This window comes from Janthinobacterium kochi, from assembly GCF_051380715.1.
Taxonomy (GTDB): domain Bacteria; phylum Pseudomonadota; class Gammaproteobacteria; order Burkholderiales; family Burkholderiaceae_D; genus Janthinobacterium.
Genome location: NZ_JBNYXO010000008.1, coordinates 131,461 through 150,464, shown reverse-complemented (window position 1 = coordinate 150,464; position 19,004 = coordinate 131,461). Strand labels below are relative to the sequence as shown.

21 protein-coding genes and 1 pseudogene are annotated in these 19,004 nt (G+C 63.0%); 7 read left to right on the top strand and 15 right to left on the bottom strand.

Translation table 11 applies throughout. The features are described 5' to 3' along the window. Positions 1-276: 276 nt before the first annotated feature. The 6 genes from ACQ4WL_RS18315 (at position 277) to ACQ4WL_RS18290 (ending at position 4,807) form a co-directional block, all read left to right on the top strand. Positions 277-744, top strand: a complete 468-nt coding sequence (locus tag ACQ4WL_RS18315; RefSeq protein WP_436511023.1) for a universal stress protein — start codon at positions 277-279, stop codon at positions 742-744. A 159-nt stretch (positions 745-903) separates the two neighbouring features. Continuing rightward, entirely contained in the window at positions 904-1,548 is a 645-nt protein-coding gene (locus tag ACQ4WL_RS18310) for a response regulator (protein WP_034750556.1), read from the top strand. Between the two features lie 327 nt (positions 1,549-1,875). Continuing rightward, on the top strand, positions 1,876-2,682 hold the full coding sequence (locus tag ACQ4WL_RS18305) for a Crp/Fnr family transcriptional regulator (protein ID WP_092797003.1): 807 nt from the start codon (positions 1,876-1,878) through the stop codon (positions 2,680-2,682). 250 nt (positions 2,683-2,932) lie between these two features. Continuing rightward, the gene (gene hemP, locus ACQ4WL_RS18300) at positions 2,933-3,130 is read left to right on the top strand and encodes a hemin uptake protein HemP (protein WP_436511022.1); all 198 of its coding nucleotides are present in this window, start codon (positions 2,933-2,935) and stop codon (positions 3,128-3,130) included. A gap of 85 nt (positions 3,131-3,215) precedes the next feature. Continuing rightward, positions 3,216-3,542: a hypothetical protein gene (locus ACQ4WL_RS18295; protein ID WP_436511021.1), complete on the top strand. Its 327-nt coding sequence runs from the start codon at positions 3,216-3,218 to the stop codon at positions 3,540-3,542. A gap of 38 nt (positions 3,543-3,580) precedes the next feature. Beyond that, positions 3,581-4,807: a DUF2325 domain-containing protein gene (locus tag ACQ4WL_RS18290; RefSeq protein ID WP_436511020.1), complete on the top strand. Its 1,227-nt coding sequence runs from the start codon at positions 3,581-3,583 to the stop codon at positions 4,805-4,807. 20 nt (positions 4,808-4,827) lie between these two features. Here ACQ4WL_RS18290 and ACQ4WL_RS18285 read toward each other — a convergent pair whose 3' ends face one another. The 6 genes from ACQ4WL_RS18285 to ACQ4WL_RS18260 all read right to left on the bottom strand — a co-directional run bounded on the left by ACQ4WL_RS18285 (position 4,828) and on the right by ACQ4WL_RS18260 (position 9,931). Then, on the bottom strand, positions 4,828-5,379 hold the full coding sequence (locus ACQ4WL_RS18285; protein WP_436511019.1) for a glutathione peroxidase: 552 nt from the start codon (positions 5,377-5,379) through the stop codon (positions 4,828-4,830). A gap of 72 nt (positions 5,380-5,451) precedes the next feature. Then, the gene (locus ACQ4WL_RS18280) at positions 5,452-6,816 is read right to left on the bottom strand and encodes a sulfite reductase subunit alpha (protein WP_436511018.1); all 1,365 of its coding nucleotides are present in this window, start codon (positions 6,814-6,816) and stop codon (positions 5,452-5,454) included. Positions 6,817-6,828: 12 nt separating this feature from the next. After that, positions 6,829-7,866, bottom strand: coding sequence for an FAD:protein FMN transferase (locus ACQ4WL_RS18275; protein ID WP_436511017.1), 1,038 nt, complete (start codon positions 7,864-7,866; stop codon positions 6,829-6,831). Positions 7,867-7,892: 26 nt separating this feature from the next. After that, complete coding sequence (locus tag ACQ4WL_RS18270; protein ID WP_436511016.1) at positions 7,893-8,717, bottom strand: DUF4198 domain-containing protein; 825 nt, start codon at positions 8,715-8,717, stop codon at positions 7,893-7,895. Positions 8,718-8,729: 12 nt separating this feature from the next. Then, positions 8,730-9,245, bottom strand: a complete 516-nt coding sequence (locus ACQ4WL_RS18265) for a DUF2271 domain-containing protein (protein WP_436511015.1) — start codon at positions 9,243-9,245, stop codon at positions 8,730-8,732. Between the two features lie 32 nt (positions 9,246-9,277). After that, a complete protein-coding gene (locus ACQ4WL_RS18260; protein ID WP_436511014.1) occupies positions 9,278-9,931 on the bottom strand; it encodes a PepSY-associated TM helix domain-containing protein in 654 nt (217 codons plus the stop codon). A 261-nt stretch (positions 9,932-10,192) separates the two neighbouring features. Between ACQ4WL_RS18260 and ACQ4WL_RS18255 the strand changes: the two genes are divergently transcribed. Then, positions 10,193-10,690 carry a pyridoxamine 5'-phosphate oxidase family protein gene (locus tag ACQ4WL_RS18255; protein ID WP_436511013.1) on the top strand — a complete coding sequence of 166 codons (498 nt, stop codon included), beginning with the start codon at positions 10,193-10,195 and terminating at the stop codon, positions 10,688-10,690. Positions 10,691-10,827: 137 nt separating this feature from the next. On the opposite strand, the gene ACQ4WL_RS18250 is transcribed toward ACQ4WL_RS18255, so the two are convergent. The 9 genes and pseudogenes from ACQ4WL_RS18250 to ACQ4WL_RS18210 all read right to left on the bottom strand — a co-directional run bounded on the left by ACQ4WL_RS18250 (position 10,828) and on the right by ACQ4WL_RS18210 (position 18,980). Then, on the bottom strand, positions 10,828-11,091 hold the full coding sequence (locus ACQ4WL_RS18250; protein WP_436511012.1) for a hypothetical protein: 264 nt from the start codon (positions 11,089-11,091) through the stop codon (positions 10,828-10,830). A 194-nt stretch (positions 11,092-11,285) separates the two neighbouring features. Beyond that, positions 11,286-11,666, bottom strand: a complete 381-nt coding sequence (locus ACQ4WL_RS18245; RefSeq protein ID WP_436511011.1) for a KGG domain-containing protein — start codon at positions 11,664-11,666, stop codon at positions 11,286-11,288. Positions 11,667-12,001: 335 nt separating this feature from the next. After that, positions 12,002-12,106: pseudogene (locus ACQ4WL_RS18240) on the bottom strand (DNA ligase-associated DEXH box helicase); the annotation flags it as partial. Between the two features lie 89 nt (positions 12,107-12,195). Continuing rightward, positions 12,196-12,387, bottom strand: a complete 192-nt coding sequence (locus ACQ4WL_RS18235; protein ID WP_436511010.1) for a hypothetical protein — start codon at positions 12,385-12,387, stop codon at positions 12,196-12,198. 64 nt (positions 12,388-12,451) lie between these two features. Next, positions 12,452-12,850: an MAPEG family protein gene (locus tag ACQ4WL_RS18230; protein WP_436511009.1), complete on the bottom strand. Its 399-nt coding sequence runs from the start codon at positions 12,848-12,850 to the stop codon at positions 12,452-12,454. Between the two features lie 48 nt (positions 12,851-12,898). Beyond that, positions 12,899-16,297 carry a hybrid sensor histidine kinase/response regulator gene (locus ACQ4WL_RS18225; RefSeq protein WP_436511008.1) on the bottom strand — a complete coding sequence of 1,133 codons (3,399 nt, stop codon included), beginning with the start codon at positions 16,295-16,297 and terminating at the stop codon, positions 12,899-12,901. Continuing rightward, positions 16,294-17,418: a hybrid sensor histidine kinase/response regulator gene (locus tag ACQ4WL_RS18220; protein ID WP_436511007.1), complete on the bottom strand. Its 1,125-nt coding sequence runs from the start codon at positions 17,416-17,418 to the stop codon at positions 16,294-16,296. Before ACQ4WL_RS18220 ends, ACQ4WL_RS18225 begins: the two co-directional genes overlap by 4 nt. Positions 17,419-17,524: 106 nt before the next feature. Continuing rightward, entirely contained in the window at positions 17,525-18,133 is a 609-nt protein-coding gene (locus ACQ4WL_RS18215) for a chemotaxis protein CheB (protein ID WP_436511006.1), read from the bottom strand. Position 18,134: 1 nt separating this feature from the next. Beyond that, entirely contained in the window at positions 18,135-18,980 is an 846-nt protein-coding gene (locus tag ACQ4WL_RS18210; protein WP_436511005.1) for a CheR family methyltransferase, read from the bottom strand. Between the last annotated feature and the right edge of the window lie 24 nt (positions 18,981-19,004).

The following is a 19,004-nucleotide window of genomic DNA, read 5'->3' as shown; positions in this document are numbered from 1 at the left end:
CGCCAGGAAATAAGTGTTCCTGCCGTTGTATTTTGAAATACTACCATTGGCGTGCCTGCAAGACCACGCGCCGCACAAGAAATCCTGCGCGCGGGCGCCTGCGCAACAGTACGCCATGGATATCGTTGCAACTAAAACACGATCTTCTGCCAATGTTGTCTATACTGAAGGTGCAATAGTATTGATAATTATCAAGTCTTTACATGAATACCATGCTGCTGCCGCGCCTACAATAAGGGGCGTTGCACGCGCTGAGTCACCGCCAAAGGATCTGCCATGTATAAGAAAATTCTGATCGCCACGGACGGCTCCACCGTCTCCAACCTGACGGCCTGTGCCGGCGTTGCCTTTGCCGAACAGATGCAAGCCGACATCCTTGCCTTATACGTGGCGCCCGAATACCAGTACCCGGTGTACATCGAAATCATTCCACCAAGCTATCCCAGCGAGGAGGAATACCGCATCGCCATGCGCAAGGCGGGCGCCGACCACTGGCAGCCCATCCTCGACGCGGCCGCCAAGCGGGGCCTGGAAGCGACGGGCCTGACCGCCTTTTCCGACAGCCCCGCCCTGAAAATCGTGGAAGTGGCGCAATTGCAGCAGTGCGACCTGATTTTCATGGGCTCGCATGGCCGCAGCGGCTGGGGGCAATTGCTGCTCGGCAGCGTGACCAACAAAGTGCTGTCGCACTCGACATTGCCGGTGCTCGTGCATAGGCTGATCAAGGAACCCCCATCGAAATAAGGGGTCACATGGCCACGCAGGCCGCCGCCCCCCCTATATCGGGTAAAAGGTAATACTGCGGCCATTTCAGTTAAAATGACAACGTTTCTCGTTTCTTAACACCTGGCCAGCCGCCACAAACCGGCAAGGGCAAATTACACGCTTCCAGATTGCGCGCCTATGATACGTATTGTGATTGCCGACGACCACACCATCATGCGAGAAGGATTGAAGCGCATCCTTGACGGCGCGCCGGACATCGACATCGTGGGCGAAGCCATCGATGGCTTTGAGGTACTCAACCACGTACGCCAGGGCGGCTTCGACCTGTTGCTGCTCGACCTGTCGATGCCGGGCCGCAGCGGCGTCGACCTGATCCGGCAAATCCGCAGCGAGGCGCCCAAGCTGGCCATCCTGATCCTCACCATGCACGAGGAAGAGCAATATGCGGTGCGCGCCATCCGCGCCGGCGCGCAAGGCTATCTGACCAAGGAAAGCGCGGGCACCCAGTTGGTGGGCGCCATCCACAAGGTGGCGTCGGGGCGCCCCTACATCAGCGCCGAGGTGGCAGAGCAGCTTGTGCTCAACATCATGATGCCGAATGAAAGCTTGCTGCACAAACAGCTGTCGGACCGCGAGTTCGAAGTCTTTTCCCTGCTGGTGGCGGGCAAGTCGATCACGGAGATCGCCAACAATCTGCACCTGAGCGTGAAGACGGTGAGTACGCACAAGACGCGCATCATGCAAAAGATGGGCATGAGTTCGCTGTCGGAAATGGTCCAGTATGCCGTGGCGCACCGTCTGCTATCCCCCTTCAAGACCTGACTATGCGCGCCAGCGCGTAGGAACAATCCTACATCAATTGCCAGAGCTCCTACTGCCATATTCAGCCACTGCTGATATTAATTGGATACGGTTGTTGGCATACTGAAACCAGTAATCAAGTTGCTGGGAAGTTACTTCATCACACAGCAAGTCTTCAGCGAATTGAGATTTACCAGCCTGGACGCGCGCCGCCGGCCCTTGCCCGCCCGCCGTTCTGCGCACCTTGTCATTCAACTCTGAACTACCTGTCACCAGGAGATGAACATGCTGTCCACGCAAACGCCTGAAACCCGCGCTGCCGCTCCATCGCTGGCCCCCTCCTCTCCGATGGAAGCAGGGCGCCAGCGCCAAGGGCGGCTTTGGTCGAACCTGAAAGAGGTGTGCGACCTGCTGCATATCTCCAGCGCCTGCACCATCGCCGCCGACGAACTGCTGTTCCAGCACGTGCAATTCAAGACGGGCCAGCGCGTGCACACCATCGGCCAGCCCTTCGACACCCTGTATATCGTCAATTCGGGCTTCCTGAAAACCGTGCTCATCGACGAATTCGGCAATGAGCAGGTACTCAGCTTTCCCATGAAGGGTGACATGCTGGGCGTCGATGGCATTCACTCGCGCCATTACTCCTCGGAAGCGGTGGCCCTGTCCGACTGCGACCTGATCTTGCTGCCATTCAAGAAGCTGACGGCGCTGGGCCGCGTGCACCTGGAACTGGAAAATGTCATGTACGGCGTGATGAGCCGCGAACTGGTGCGCGAACAGGCGATGATCGGCATGCTGGGGGCCCTTAGCGCCGAAGCCCGCGTGGCGCGTTTCCTCGTCTCGCTGGCCGACCGCTTCGCGCAGATGGGCTACTCGAGCAAGCTGTTCAACCTGCGCATGACGCGCCATGAAATCGGCAGCTACCTGGGCCTGACCCTCGAAACGGTCAGCCGCACCCTGTCCGCCTTCAATGAAATCGGCCTGATCACGGTCGACCAGCGCACCATCGGCATCAAGGATCCGGACGCCCTGAAAACCCTGCGCCGTCTGCCGCCTTCGCGTTCGCGCGCCAAGCAGCTGGCCGCCGCCAAGCTCAAGGCCGACACCGCTGCCGCCGCCACTGCCTCGGCGCAATTGCTGGCCACTATTTAAGTAATCCCGATTCCTTCAAGCTTGGCACAGGCTTGACCCGGCCAAGGCGCGCACCGCCTTGCCGGGTCTTTTTTGCTGCCGCTCCCCTTCCTCGCCGCGCCTGCGGCCGCCTTTGCGCAGCCCCCTCATCCAAGCTGCCCTGGCGCCGTAAAAAAGCGCAGATTTCGCACAAATAAGCCTTGCTTTTCGGGCCACATTCAACAATAATGCAAATACGAATCATTCTCAACTGAGACAAAGAAAGCCCAACATGCAAAGCTCAAAACCAGCCTTGATCCAGGATGCCGCTACCGCCCACGTCAGTCCGCCCGTCAGCATGGCGCAACCGGCGCGCCGCATCACCAGCGAAGCGCTGCTGCAGCAGGGCCGCGAAGTGGAAATTGAGCACAGCGGCAAGATCTATCGCCTGCGCGTCACCCAATTGAACAAGCTGATCCTGACTGCCTGAAGCAGCACGGCAGCCAGTCACCACACTCGCCAGCCAGTCGCGCTCCGTGCGCGCAGCCAGCCAAACCACCGCACAGGAGTGTTTGATGGCGAACGACCGACCTTCCCCGATGTTTCCGTCCCCGCAGGGCCAACAGCCTGAATTGCTGCTGTCGGCCGTGCTGCACCTGATGTCGCACTACCATGCTGGCAGTCCCTGCGAGAAACTGGCGGGTGTCATCGAACGCCATCTGCAAGTGCTATCCAATTCGCCTGGCCTGGGCCCGGTGCTGCAAGCGACCTGCCAGCAATTGTCGCAGCAATGGGCCACGCTGGTGGCGCTGCACCGTCCCGCGCCGCCGAAGGCCACCTTGTTTGAGCGCCTGGCACGCCTGCTGAGCGCCAAGCACCCTGCCTCTCCCCTGCCGCAATAATTTTTCTTCGACACCCCACCGCCTAACAGGATATCGCCATGTGTGACAAAGACAAGTCCCTGCCCGTCATCAGCAATTGTTCCAGCGGCGAGGCCGAAACGGCCGCGCTCACTTCGCGCCGCCGGCGGCTGTGGGAACTGTCGCACACCTGTCATTGCCCGCTGGTCGGCGTGGGTTTGCCGCTGGGCTACCTGCGCAAGCTGGTGGGCAAGATGACGGGCGGGCGCGTGCTGGCCGACGACTACGAAGTGCATGTGGGCGCCGTGACCGAATGCGGTGCGCGCAACCGCCTGTCCGAAGCCCTGCAAAAGGAACTCGAACGCCGCTACGCCCCTGTGATCCTGCGCTTTCGCGGCGCCAAGACCACGCAACAAGTGGCCGAGCTGTGGCGTACGGCCGTCGCCAACGGCGACGTGTCGGGCGCCTTCTGGGCCGGCCTGACGCACCCGCGCTGCGATGCCGAACTGGAAGAGCAGATGTGCCGCGACTTGCACATGATCCAGCACCAGGCCGGCGCCTGCGTACGTGCCGACATGGGAAAATTTACGGCCTTGCAGGAAGAAAATGCGCGCCTGACGCACGAACTGGCCAAGCTGCAACAGCGCAGCCAAGCCATGCTGATGGAAAAAACGGGCGAACTGGAACGCCAGGAAGCGGTGCTGCTGCGCACGCGGTTTGACTCGATCAGCAAGGACAGCGTCATCGAGGAGTTGCGCCTTGATCTGGCGCAATTGCAGGCCGCCATCCCGGCGCTGGAATCGCGCACGCGCCTGGTCGAGCGCCTGGCGCAAATGGATGAGCGCGAAAAGGAATTGCGCCAGCAAATCACGGAATTGAAGCAAGCCCAGCCACGTCCGACCGCCGCCGTGCCGCCACCGGCGACTAAGCTGGAAGTGCCGACGGGCGGCAAGCTGAAAATGCCGATCCGCCTGGTCGATCAAAGCGTCTTGTGCGTGGGCGGGCGCAGCGGCAATGTCGCCACCTACCGCGCCCTGATCGAGCGGGTCGGCGCGCAGTTTGCCCACCACGACGGCGGCCTGGAAGACAATGCCAACCTGCTCGACTCAAGCCTGGCGGCGGCCGACCTGGTGATTTGCCAAACGGGCTGCATCAGCCACAGCGCCTACTGGCGCGTAAAAGATTATTGCAAGCGCACGGGCAAGCGCTGCGTCTTCATCGACAACCCCAGCATTTCCAGCCTGGCGCGCGGCTTGCAGGAAGTGAGCGGGGAGATGGAACCTCCCGTGCTGAACACGGCAGAGTAATACGGCACAGGGCGGCGTACTTACGCCGCCAACTCGCGGTCGATGGCCTCGCGCAGGATGGCATCGTCGACCGTCGTGTCGGGCGAGAAACGCCCCACCACCCTGCCATCCTTGCTGATCAAAAACTTCTCGAAATTCCACAGCACATCGCCGGGCTGCTCCTGCGTGATGCCGTAGCCGGCCAGCTTGGCGCGGAAATCGCTGCCCGGCTTTTCCTGCGCCCGCGGCTGCTGCTCGACCAGGCGCTGGTACAGCGGATGCTGGCCCGGGCCCTTGACGACGATTTTTTCAAACAGGGGAAATTGCACGCCGTAGGTGCCGCGGCAAAAGTCGGCGATCTCGGCATTGCTGCCCGGCTCCTGCGCGCCGAATTCATTCGCGGGAAAACCGGCCACCACCAGGCCTTCAGCTTGCTTGTCGGCGTAGAGTTTTTCCAGTCCTTCGTACTGCGGCGTCAAGCCGCAGGCGGAGGCGACATTGACCACCAGCACAACCTTGCCGCGATACGCGTCCAGGCTGGCGGGTTCGCCATTGATGCGGCGCAAGGGAATGTCGTAGATGCTGTCGCTCATGCTGTGTCTCCTCGGCGGATAAAACATTCATGATAGCCGTGTGTGCGCGAACGCGCTGGCGGCGTCAAAAAATCAGTAGACGTCGCGCCGGTAGCGCCCTTCGGCCGCCAGCGCATCGAGCGCGGGCCGGCCCAGCATCTCTTGCAGGGCCTGGTCGACGCCGCCCGCCATGCCGGCCAGGCTACCGCAGATGTAGATGGCGGCGCCCTGCTCCAGCCACAGCCTGACTTCGTCGGCATTGCCGCGCAGGCGGTCCTGCACGTAGGTGCGCTCGGCCTGGTCGCGCGAAAAAGCCAGGTCCAGGCGCGGCAGGTCGCCGCTGGCATGCCAGCCTTCAATTTCTTCGCGATAATGGAAATCGTGGGTCGCGTTGCGTTCGCCAAAGATCAGCCAGTTACGCCGCTGCCCCGCCAGCACGCGGCTTTTCAGGTGGCCGCGCAAGCCGGCGATGCCGCTACCGTTGCCGATCAGAATTAATGGCCGTTGGGCATTGTCTTCCAGGCGGAAACGCCGATGCTGGCGCAAGCGCAGCTGCACCACGTCGCCGACAGCGGCCTGTGCCGTGAGCCAGCCCGAGGCCAGTCCCAGGCTGCCATCGGGATGCGCATGCTGGCGCACCAGCAAGTGCACGCCGCCATCGCGCGGAATCGAGGCGATTGAATATTCGCGCGGCTGCGCAGGGTCAAGCGGCGCAGCCACCTGCACCAGGTCGCCCGACTGCCAGTCAGGCAAGCTGCCGGCCAGCGGTGCCAGCTCCACGTGATAAATGGCACCGCCCGCGCTGCCAGGGTTGAGCAGTTGCCTGTGCGTCAAACGCCAGTCGCCAAACGCAGGCGCGCTCCAGTCCGGTGCGTCGCTGGTACCGGCCAGGTGGCTCAGGTGCTGGAACCATTGCTCGATGGCGGCGCTGGCGCTGCGGTCGACTTCGATGCGCTGGAACAGGCGCGAGGCGCCCTGCGCGGCCAGCCAGGCGTCCAATGCACGGCCAAAGCCGCAGAACTGGCCATAGCTGCGGTCGCCCAGAGCCAGCACGCAATAATGCAATTGCGGCAGCGCCTGCTCGCCCGTCATGAAGCGGCCCATGAAGGCGGCCGCATTGTCGGGCGCGTCGCCTTCGCCATACGTGCTGACCAGGAACAAGGCCCGTTCGGCTTGCTGCAGATCAATGGCCGTGAGTTCGGCCAGCACGCACAGGCGCACGGGGATGCTGGCCAGTTGCAAATTGCGCGCCGTTTGCGCGGCCAGTTCCTCGGCATTGCCCGTCTGGCTCGCATACGCCACCAGCCAGGCGGGACTATTGGCCAGCGCAGCCTTGGCGGCGTCGGACGCGCGGCGCCTGGCGCGCGCGCGCAGCCAGGGCGACAGGCACACGCCCACATAACTGAGGAACAGGGCGGCCAGCAAGGCCAGCCGTGTCGTATCGTGCGTAAAAATCATGGAATTAATCGTTCATTCGTCGAGCATGGACAGCATGTGGCTGCTCAGCGTTTCGTGGTAGCCAAGGCCGTCGCGCTGCAGGAAGCGCGCGGCCAGGCCACGCTCTTCGGCCAGCGCCATGCCGGCATCCAAGCCCAGCACGGTCAGGGCCGTCGACCAGGCGTCGGCCGCCATGCATTCGGCGTGCACGACGGTGACGGAAGCGAGTTGATTGGCGATCGGCATGCCGCTGCGCGGATCAATGGTGTGTGAGAAACGAACTGTGCCATCGTGGAAAAAACGACGATAGTCGCCCGAAGTGGCCACGGACAAGCCGTGCAGCGCCAGCAACATTTCTGCCGGATGCTGTGCATGATCGGCACTATCGGCGCCATCGACCTGCTCCAGCATGACCCACCATGGCTGGCCATCGGGCTTGCTGCCGGCGCCTCGCAGCTCGCCACCCACTTCGACCAGGTAATGGTGGATGCCCTGGCTGTCCAGGTAGCGGGCCAGGCGGTCCACGCCATAGCCCTTGGCCACGGCGGACAAATCGAGTTGCAAGCCACCGGGCTGGCGCGCGCGGCGGGCCGGCAAGTCCAGTTCCAGGCGGTTGCGCTGGCGCTGCGACAGCAGCAGTGCCACGGTATCGTCTTTCGGCGGCAGGAAGCCGGGCTCATCGTAGCGGTTGCGGGGACCGAAGCCCCACAGGTTGACGAGCGCCCCCGCGCACGGGTCGTATGCGCCGCCAGATGCCTGCGCTACGTGCATGGCAAAGCCCAGCACCTCGCAAAAGGCGGCGGGCAGGCTGTGCCAGCTACCGGGCTCGGCCCGGTTGAAGCGGCCCAGATCGGACGCGTCGCTCCAGTGGCTCATTTGCGCTACGACAAGGTCCAGTTGCTGCTGCAAGCCCTGCTGCAAATCGGCGCTGCCCGCGCGTCCCGGCATGGCGGCCTCCAGCAAGCGCACCGACCAGCTGGTGCCCATAGTCAGGCCGCGCAAGTCCCGGATCGCGGCGCCGGGCGGCGCGACCTGATCGGAAATATGCTGGGGCAGCAGGATCCGGCGCATCGGCGAGCTCGTGAAGACGCCGCCGCTTACTGCGGCAGCACTTCCACGGTCGCCGCGTACGTCATGCGGCGCTCGGGCATGGCTGGCGGCTGGCCGGCCACGGCCGGTGCGGTCGCTGGCCAGGTGCTGCTCAGGTAATACATGCCGGCCGCTGGCACCGTAAACGTAATCTCTCCCTTGGCATCGGTGCTCTGGCGGATTTCACCGAGCACGCCACGGTAGCGCACGCCACCAGGCACCAGGCTGAAGGCCTGGTTCGCCGCCGGCTTGCCATCGACCAGGAAACGCCAGGTGGCTTTTTCGCCCGCGCGCAAGTCGTTCGGGTGCGTCACGGGCACGAATTCCAGGCCTACGCCTGTCGGCTTGAACACTTCCGTGCTGGTTTCGCCATTGCTGAAGAAGGTTTCCAGGCGGCTGGCCGTGCGCGTGACTTTCACGTCTTGCGCATCGGCCGGCATGTCTTTCTTGAAGGTTTCCTCGTTGCCGCGGAAACGTTTCTGCTCGCCATTTTGCTTGTAGCTGGCCATCACGTTTTGCGACACGATGGCCGCCTTGTACGTGCCCGGCTTTTCCATCTTCACATCGAAGACGCTGCGCAAACGGCCCGTGACGGTATTCGCCGGCGCCACTTTCGCGCCATCCGGGCCGGTCACTTGCAGCGCGTCAAGGCGCAGCGGCTGGTGGTCGATCTCGAACAGGCCGTCGGAGACGGCCGCATCCACCGTCACCCAGGCGTCCTTGCTTTCCACCATTGTGCTCGAAGGCACCATCCAGCCGCGGTGGGCGTGGGCGTTCATGGCCAGGCCGGCCAGGGCCAGGGCGATCAGCGGTTTATTGAGTTGCTTCAACATGGTAGAGGCGCCTTAAGGTTTGAGTTGGACGACGACGTTGCCGAGTTCTTCCTTGCCCTTGGCAGGCACGGACTGGGCCGATTTCAACGGCCACTGGAACGGCACGCGCACCAGTTCGCGTCCGCCCGCTTCGCGCGCCGCTTCCACCACCACCTGGTATTCGCCGGCCGGCAGCTTGTCGAGCAAGGCCTTGGCGCCGGGGAAAGTCAGGGTATGTTCGCCCGGCGCACGCGTGGCGCCGCTGACGCCGTCAACCGGCATGGCCAGGTCGCGGCCGCTCTTGCGCCACCATTGGCGCATGTCCTTCAGCCACTTCTCGCCTGCCTTGTCCTTCTTTTTCAGGTCATACAGCACCGTCAGGTTGCCGACGACCTTTTGATCGGCCGTTTCCAGCCACGCCGCCACGTAGGGACGGTGATATTCCGCCACGTTCAGTTGCGGGATTTCAAGCTTGAGGGCCAGGTCGGCTGCCATCGCCGAAGTGCCGATCAGAGGAAGGCCAAGCGCCAGGGAGTAGCGTAATTTCATGGTGTGCCTGTAAAAAAGAAAAGTAAAAACGATCAGTGGATAAACAGCAAGGCGATCACGCAGGGTATCAAGATACCGAGGCCAACCATCGGCCAGGTAAATGGCCGGTTGGCCGCGTGGAACTTCAAAATCAATAGCCCCGTCAGGCAAAACACGATGCAGGCGCCGGCAAAAATGTCGATGAACCAGCTCCAGGCCACGCCCGTGTTGCGGCCCTTGTGGACATCGTTGAGCCAGGACACCCAGCCCCGGTCCGTCAATTCGTATTCGGCGGCCCCGTCTTCCAGGCCGATGCGCACCCAGGCGTCACCACCCGCCTTGGGCAGCGGCAGATACACTTCGTCGACGCTCCATTCGGCGGGACGCCCGCCCGCATTGAGCGACCATTGCTGCTTGAGCCAGGTCTCGGCAGCGGCCGGCATGGGAGCATTGGCGCCATCATGCTGGGCCGCATATGCGGCCAGTTGCGTGACGAGGGGTGCCGGCAACTGCGCCTGCTGGCGCGTGATCGCCGGCTTGGCCTCGATCTGGCCAGCGTGATTCAGGGTGATGCCGGTGATGGCGAACAGAAACATGCCCAGCAGGCAAAGTGCTGAGCTGATCCAGTGCCATTGATGCAAGTTCTTCAGCCAGACGGCGCGACTGGCATTGTTCTTGGCCTTGTCTGCGGCGCCCGCATTACCCATCGAGGGCTCCCGGCAAGGAGCGAGCCAGGTGGCGCGACAAGTCAGTGTGCTTCATTCCCATCCTTCAATCAAAGTTCATGCCCATAGCTTCAAACAAATGATAATGATTATCATTTATTAAGTCAATACGTGGGGCGCCCGCCAGGCCAGCGTTTTGTAACAGTTTTGAAACAAAGCACCCCACTACGTAAGCTGCCGTACAGAGCCGCATGCAGCACCCGCCTATGCTGTTGTTCAGGACAACCATCAAGGGAGCACCCCATGCAATCGTATTCCAGCGAACAACTGGCCGCCATCGCGGCCAAGATCAAGGACGTCAAATTCGGCATGCTGACCACCAGCGACGACATGCGCACCCTCACCAGCCGGCCCCTGACGCAGCAGCAGGTCGACAACGCAGGGCAAATCTGGTTTTTTGTCTCGGACGAGGCCGCCTACACGCGCGATTTGCTGAACAATCCGCAAGTCAATGTCAGCTTTGTCGACACGGGCGACAGCCTGTATGTGTCCGTCTGCGGCCATGCGCAGCTGCTGAAGGACCGCGCCAAGGCGGAAGAACTGTGGAATCCGCTGATGAAAGCCTGGTTCCCGGGCGGGCTCGACGACCCGAAGCTGTCGCTGATCAAGGTGACGATCCAGTCGGCCGAGTATTGGGACAGCAGCGCCAGCAAGATGATGCAATTCTATGAAATGGCCAAGGCCGCCATCACGGGCGAGCCGCCGAAAGACCTGGGTGAACACGGCCGGGTCGATCTGTAGCAGAATCGCCAATTTTATCCTGGTGCGCGCCGGCAAGCAGCTGGCGTTCAGGCGTATGCGCGGGAATGACCAGCCGGCGTGCGCGAACACATCCTGCGGCTGGCCCTGCGGGGATTGTCAGACAGTCAGAAGGAAGCTCAGACGCCGGTACTGCCCGTGGTATCTGGCGCATCGTCGGCGCTCTGCCGACTCTGCCCGGCGGAGCCGGACTGATGATGGGGCAAGCGGTCGGCACGCCGCACTTCGCCAATGGAAAACAGATCGTCGCCAATATCGAGTCCTTGCTCGCTATCGACCAGCACAAAGCTCTCGGCCGACTCGGCCGTGCTTTGCTTGCTGCCTGCCGTGGACGGCGTGCCGCCCTGGCTATTGCCGGGCTGCGGCGTAGTGGACTTGCCCATCATCTTCTCCCTGATCGTGCGTGCGAGTTGATTGTAAATTGACTGCGCACAGGCCGTGACCGGCGCAGCTATTTCATCATAGTCCATGCCTGCTGCGTTGCATCAAAATTTTGCGGCTGGACGAAAAGTGCCGCGACTGGCCAGCGGCAATGCGTGACTGCCGCCGGTCAGACCTGCCTTGCTACGGCTTGCGCTTACTTGTTGCGCGAACCGGACGAGCCCGCCCCTGAACCTGAACCTGAGCCACCGCTTTGCTTGTTGCCACTGTCGCGGTTGCCATCCTGCGACATGCCGGGATTTTCACGCGTACCACCGGAGCTGGAAGCGCTTTGCCGGCTGGCATCGTTCTTGTGGCTTTGGCTGCCTGCGCGGCGCGCTTCTTCCGACGTGAATTCATGGGCCGTGCCCTTTTCATGCGCCGCACGTCCGCCTTCGCTGGCGATTTCGCGCTGCTGGGCGGGGTCCATGGAAGCGAAGCCACGCTTGCTGGTATCGCTTTGCTTGCTGCCGCCGCCGCTTCCGCTGGCGCTGCTGGTTTTACTACCTTGCTGTTTATTGTCGCTCGATGTGGCCATGATGATCTCCTTGATCGATGGAATCGGAAAACAGTGCAAACCATGCAATTCTTCCCCTCGCATGGCAAGGGAACCATCATCTTAGTGCGCACATGGGGCGCAAGAAATAGGAGGATGGCAAGAGCGCATGTAGGATGAGTCCCGCCCACGGTAGCGCAGTTACTTTCAGTTTTTCACCAAAAGTACCAAACACTCAGCAGTTAGCAGATAGCGGGAAAACCGCCGCGTCGGCCTTCATGTACACGCGCTCGCCAACGGCTGGCCGCACCGCATGGCCACCCGTAAAGGCGCCAGACGAGGGCAAAGCAGCACGCTGCTGGCCCAGCCGGAAACATGGCGCGCGTAATGATGGCGCGCTCGACGGGGCGCCACGGGTCGATGCAGAACTGACCCGGCACACAATACACGCCTTCCTTGCGCACCATCACCATGTCTGCCATGCCCTGCTCCCTGCGTGAAAAAAGCGCGTTGGCATGGGCTGAACCTCGCGCTCTTGCACCAGATCACCGTTCGACAGCGCACCATGGATTCAAGCCGGTGCGACAAACTCGGCCATGAAGGTGCGCGTGGTGTTCTCCGGAAACGCAATCGTGACCTGGTCGCCTGCCAGCGACAGCACGGTGCCGATCTGGTAGCGGGGTACGCACACGCAGCAGCCCACGGCGGGCAGGGGCGACGACGGCTCGGCGGGGGCTTGCGGCGGAGTCGGTGCTTGCGGCACAGCGTCCAGGTCAATCGGCGCGGCCAGCTTGCCGTCACTTTACGGCCGGGGCTGGCGCAGGACGTCAGGAAGCGAACAGGATGGCCCAGAAGACCATCAGCAAGCCGGCAATCGACACGCACCACACCAGCGTGCGCACGACCGGCACGCCAAACGCGTACAGCGGCAGGTAGAGCACGCGGGCGGCCAGGTACAGGGCCGCGCCGTACAGGGTCAGCGCGCTTTCCTGCGCCGTCACGTGGGCGATCAGTACGGCGGCAGCGAACAGGGGCAGGGTTTCAAACAAGTTCGCCTGGGCCCGCTGCAAGCGGCCCGTGATCTTGCCCACGGGCGGCCCGTCGCCGTCGCGCGCGCTCACGTTATACGCCGTGCCTGTTTCGCGCGTGCGGAACAGCGCGGGCAACAGGATTTGCACCAGCGCCAGCACCAAAGTACAGCCTAGCATGGCCAGTTCAGGAGTCATGTGTGCCTCTGCAGGGTGAGACAGGCAGGCCGTGCCGGCGCGTGCCCGTCAGGGTTGGTCGAGTGCTGCTTGCAACTCTGTCAAATCATAGGGTTTACGCAAGACACTGGCGGAAAAGCCCAGTTCATCCATCGACTCCTTGCCATAGCCGGTGGAAAAGATGATGCGCATGTCCGGTTTATCGCGCAGCACCATGCGTGCCAGCGCGATGCCGGACATGCCTGGCAGGCTGACATCGGTAAACAGGATATCGAAGTCTTGCTCATTGAGCAATTCCCACGCCGCCTCGCCATCGGAGACGCCGCTGACCGTGTGGCCCAGCATGCCCACCAGCTCGCACACCATCAGCTGGGAATCGAGATTATCTTCCACCACGAGAATTTTCATCGATGTCGGCATGTCACCCTGCGGTACCAAAGCATGGCCCGTCAAGTCCAGCCCCGGCGTACCGCCCCCCAGCACGCTGGCCGCCGTGCTGCCGCTCGCCGGAGTGCCGGCCATCGGCGCGCCGGAGCGTTCAAACTGGCGCGCGCGCATTTGCTGCTGGCGGTTGGCCAACACATGGCGCAGCTTGCGTGCCAGCTCTTCGCGCCGGTACGGCTTGCTGAGCAATTCCACACCCGCGTCGAGCCTGCCCTCATGCACGATGATGTCTTGCGCATAGCCCGAGGTAAACAAGACGGCGATATCGGGCTGCAACGCGCGCGCCTGGCGCGCCATCTCCGTGCTGCTGACGGGGCCCGGCATGATCACGTCCGTAAACAGCAAGTCGATCTGCGCGCCGCTGTGCAGCACGGCCAGCGCGCTTTCGCCATCTTCAGCCTTGAGCACCTTGTAACCGAGCGCACCGAGCATGTCGACCACGGTGGTGCGCACGCCCACGTCGTCTTCCACCACCAGCACCGTTTCCGTGCCGCCCGTGACGACGCCGCTCAATTCCAGTTCCTCGTCCGCTTCGGCCATCAGGGAACGGGGCAAATAGATTTTGACTCCCGTGCCCACGCCAGGTTCACTGTAAATGCGAATATGGCCGCGGCTTTGCGTAACGAATCCATACGCCATCGACAGGCCCAGGCCCGTGCCCGCGCCTTCCGGCTTGGTGGTGAAAAACGGCTCGAACGCGCGCTGCAGCACAGGCCCGCTCATGCCACGGCCCGTGTCCGTCACCGACAGCATCACGTACTGGCCGGCCGGCACATCGACCAGCTTGTGCACATACTGCTCGTCGAGCACCACATTGCCCAGCTCGATGGTCAGCTTGCCCACGCCATCCATGGCATCGCGCGCATTGATGGCCAGGTTGAGGATGACGTTCTCGATCTGGCTGCGGTCAACCAGGGTATTCCACAGCCCGCCGCCGCCCACCAGCACGATGTCGATCGCTTCGCCCAGGGCACGCCGCAGCAGCGCATCCATGTTGCGCACCACGCGCGCCAGGTCGGCCACCACGGGTTGCAAGGGCTGGCGCCGCGCAAACGCCAGCAGGTGCGACGACAGCTTGGCGCCCCGCTCGACGGCGGCAATCGCCGTGTCCAGGCGCTGGCGCATCACGCCATCCGTGCCCGTCAGGTGCTGCAGCAAATGCAAATTGCCGGAGATAATTTGCAGCACATTGTTAAAGTCGTGTGCGATCCCGCCTGTCAGCTGGCCCACGGCTTCCATCTTTTGCGCCTGGCGCAAGGCATCCTCGGCCTTGGTGCGCTCAACCACTTCCTGTTCGACACGGTGCTCCAGCGTTTCGTTCAATTCATGCAGCGCTTTTTCCACACGGCGCCGGTCCGTGATGTCCGTCTTGACGGCGATCAGGGAACGCGTCTGACCCTGCTCATCGACCAAGCGACTGACATTGCTCGATACCCACACTTGCGAGCCATCGGGCTTCAGGTAGCGCTTTTCCAGCGAGAACGACTCGCCCGTTTCCACCAGGCGCTGGAACAGCACGCTGTTGCCAGGCACGTCCGCCGGATGCATGATGTCGTTCATGTTCAGGCTCAGCAGCTCTTCGGCGGAACGGCCCAGCATGCGGCACAGGGCGCCGTTGACGCGCTGGAAACTGCCATCGAGACCCAGCTCGGACAAGCCCACCGAGGCCTGGCCGAAAATGGCGGCCATGCGCTCCTGGCTGGCGTTGAGTTCATCTTCGATCTGGCGCCGGTCCGTCACGTCGAACGACACGCCCACGTAGCGGCGCTGGCCCGGCACGCGGCTGGCCACCACCTCGCCCTGGCGCGCGATCCAGCGCAGCGCGCCATCGGCGGGACGGCGGATGCGGTATTCCACATATTCGAGGGGATTGGGCGCCAGATCAAGCTTGCTGGGTCCGACTTTTTGCCGGTCGCGCGCATCGACCAGGCTCACCAGCAGGCGTTCCGTCACTTCTTCCTCGTCGGCAATGCCCCACAGGCGGCGGAAGGTCGGCGACACCAGCATCGCGCCCGTCTCGGGGAACCATTCGAAGGTGCCGATGCCGCCCGCCTGCTGGGCCAGGCGCAAGCGCTCCTCGCCTTCCATGCGCTCGGTGACGTCGATGCCTTCGACGAGGATGCCCGTGACCACGCCCCCGTCATCCTTGATGGGCTGGTAGACAAAGTCGATCTGGCGCTGCCCCGTCTGCCCGTCCGCCGTCTGCAAATCCACCTTCACCTGGCGCCCTTCGAAAGGTTCGCCCGTGCGGTAGACCTGGTCGAGCAGTTCGATGAAGCCCTGCGCCTTGATTTCGGGCAAGGCCACTTCGACTGTCTTGCCCAGTAAATCGCGGTGCCCCACCAGGCGCAGATAATGTTCATTCGCCAATTCGAACACGTGCTGCGGCCCGCGCAGCAGGGCCATGAAGCTGGGCGCCTGCTGGAACAGGGCACGCAGCAGCGCGCGCTCTTCGCCCAGGCGGCGGTTGGCCGCGCGCACGGCCTCGCTCTCCGTCTGCAAGGTGGTGTTGAGTTCGCCCAGCTCGGCCGTGGCCAACTTCAGCTGGCGCCCCTCTTCCATGCGCGCCGTCAATTCCAGCGCCGTGCACAGCACGCCGTCCACCTGACCGTCGGCACCATGTACGGGCGTGTAAAACAGGTCGAAATAGACATCCGTGCGCTGTCCGCCGCGCAACAGCGGCAAACAGCATTCGCGGTGCACCTGCGTCTCGCCGCGCAGTCCCGCTTCGAGGATGCGCGCGTTCCAGTCCCATATTTCGGGCCAGACGGCGGGCACCGTGCCGCCCAGCGCCGCCGGATGGCGCCCCCCGGCGATCGGAATGTAGTCGTCGTTGTAAATCATCACGTGCTGCGGGCCCCACATCAGCACCATCGCCATCGGCGAATGGAGCACGATATCGACGCTGGTACGCAAATGGGCCGGCCAGCCATCGAGTGCGCCCAGGCTGGTCGCGGACCAGTCGCGCTGGCGCACCAGCTCACCCATGCCGCCGCCGCCGCGCGGCCAGGTTGGCGCGCTCATGTGGCCAGTCCCGCTTGCACGCGCACCTGGCACTGGCGCGGGATGCGCACGGTCGCAACCGTGCCCTGCGCGGCCGTGGAACTGAGCTCGACCGTACCGCCGTGGGCCTTGACAAACATGCTCACCGTGTACAGGCCCAGTCCCAGGCCCTGCCCCGTCCTGCGCTTTTCGCCCGCCTGCTGGAATGGTTCGAACAGGGTCGGCAGCAAGGCGGCGGGGATGACGCCACGATTGGCGATGCGCAATTCAATGCTGTCGGCGGCGCGCCCGTCGAGGGCCAGTTGCACCGGCGTGCCCGCCTCGCCATGCGTGATGGCATTGCATAACAGATTCGAAATGACTTGCGACAGCAAGCCCGCATCGCATTGCCCGTGCAGCTCGCCGACACTGCTAAGCTCGACATGCGTGGCCTGGCCCGCCGTCTCGCATTCCTCGACGATGGCGCGCGCCAGCGCCAGGTAGTCGTGCGTGCTGCTGCGCAACTCCATCGTGCCGCAACGGATGCGCGCCAGGTCCAGCAGCTGGTCGACCATGCGCGCCATGCGCTTGGCGCTGCTTTCGATGCGCTGCGCCGTGACGATCACCTTCGGGTGGTCGCTCATCATCGGCAACAGCATGGCGCCATTCATCACCACCGACAAGGGTGTGCGCAAATCGTGGCCCAGCACGGCCGTGAACAGTTCATTGAGGTGCAGCGCATGCTTGAGTTCATCGAGCTGGGCTGACAATTCGCGTTTCTGCTGGTACAGCTGGACCAGCACTGCCACTTTGCTTTGCAAGGCTTTCACGTCGATGGGCTTGTAGAGAAAATCGACGGCGCCCGCCTCGTAACCACGGAAGCTGTAGCTCGGTTCGCGCGACGCGGCCGTGAGGAAAATCAGGGGAATGCTGCGCGTGCGTTCGCTGCCGCGTATCAGCTCGGCCAGTTCGAAACCATCCATCTGCGGCATTTGCACATCGATCAGGGCCAGTGCCACCTCATGCGTCAACAGCAATTCCAGCGCTTGCGCGCCCGAGCTTGCCTTAAGGATGAGAATACCGGGCCCTGCCAGCACGGCTTCGGCGGCGACCAGGTTTTGCGCGATGTCGTCAACGACGAGGATATGGATAGGTGCGGTCACGGAGTCATCTTCAGGCATCGCAACGGCAAGACGCCATCGTGTTTCGATATGGTCATAAACATTGTTTCAATTCTCACATATATTACACGCACTGCTCCACTCCCATTCACTTGTGTTCGCCATCGCCGAGCAAGGCCAGGCTGGCGGCCATCTGCGGCAAATCAAGCACACGGTCGGCGCCGGCCAGCTTGAGCGCGGCGGCCGGCATGATGCCACAACTGGCCCGCGTTGGCTCCTGCACCCAGGCGCTGCCGCCCAGCTGCCGCACGCGCGCCAGTCCCGCCGCGCCGTCGGCCGAGGCACCCGTCAAGATGATGGCCAGCATGGCGCGCCGGTAGACGTACGCGGCCGTTTCCAGCAGGACATCGATGGACGGGCGCGAAAAATACACGGGCGCTTCCTGCGACAGGGAAAAACAGCCATCGGGTTCGATTTGCAGGTGGTAATCGGGCGGGGCGAAGTAGACGGTGCCGCCTTGCAGCGGTTCCTTGTCCTGCGCTTCGCGCAAGGGCAGCGCGCAGCGCGCCGCATACAGCTGCGGCAACTGGCTGGAGCGGCCCGGCGCCAGGTGCAGCACCACCACCACGGTCGCGCCGCAGGTGGCGGGCAAGGCGCGCAGCACGATGCCCAGCGCCTCCACGCCGCCGGCCGAGGCGCCGATGGCGATCAGGCGCAGGCCGGCGGGCGGTGGCGCGACGTCGCTGGTCGGCAACATGTCAGGCACGCTGGAAGATGCGTACAGCCGGGCTCAGCTCGTTGAAGCTGGCCGCATGGCGGCTGAAGTGCAGGCTTTCCTTCATGCCCAGGCCCAGGAAGCCCCGGTTCACCAGCGCTTCGTGGAACAGGCCCAGACTGCGGTCTTGCAAGTCTTTATTGAAGTAAATCATGACGTTACGGCAGGAAACCATGTGCACCTCCGAAAACACGCTGTCCGTCGCCAGGCTATGGTCGGCGAAGACGAACTGGCGCCGCAGGCGCCGGTCAAAGATGGCGCCCTTGTAGGCGGCCGTGTAATAGTCGGACAGCGAGCGCTTGCCGCCCGCCAGCTGGTAATTTGCGCTGAACTGGGCGATGCGCTCGACCGGATAGATGCCCGCTTCGGCGGCGGCCAGCGCCTCGACATTGATGTCGGTCGCATAAATCATGCTGCGCTCGAGCAAGCCTTCCTCTTCCAGCAAGATAGCCAGCGACCACACCTCTTCGCCGCTGCTGCAGCCGGCCACCCAGATCTTGATGGAGGGATAGGTATGCAGCATGGGCACGACTTTTTCGCGCAAGGCGCGGAAATATGCGGGATCGCGGAACATTTCGCTCACTTGCACCGTGAAAAACTGCAGCATCTGCGCGAACATGGCTGGCTCGTGCAAGATGCGGTCCTGCAACTGCGACAGGCTGGCGCAGCCAAAGCGCTCCATGGCCTGGCGCATGCGCCGGCGCAACGACGCCACCGAATAATCGCGGAAATCGTGCTGGTATCTCAACAAGATTCCTTCCAGCAATAACTTCAATTCAATATCGAAAATATCATCATCTAGCAATTTGACATCCACCCTTCTATTCATGCTGCCTCCCCCGGCCCCGCAGCG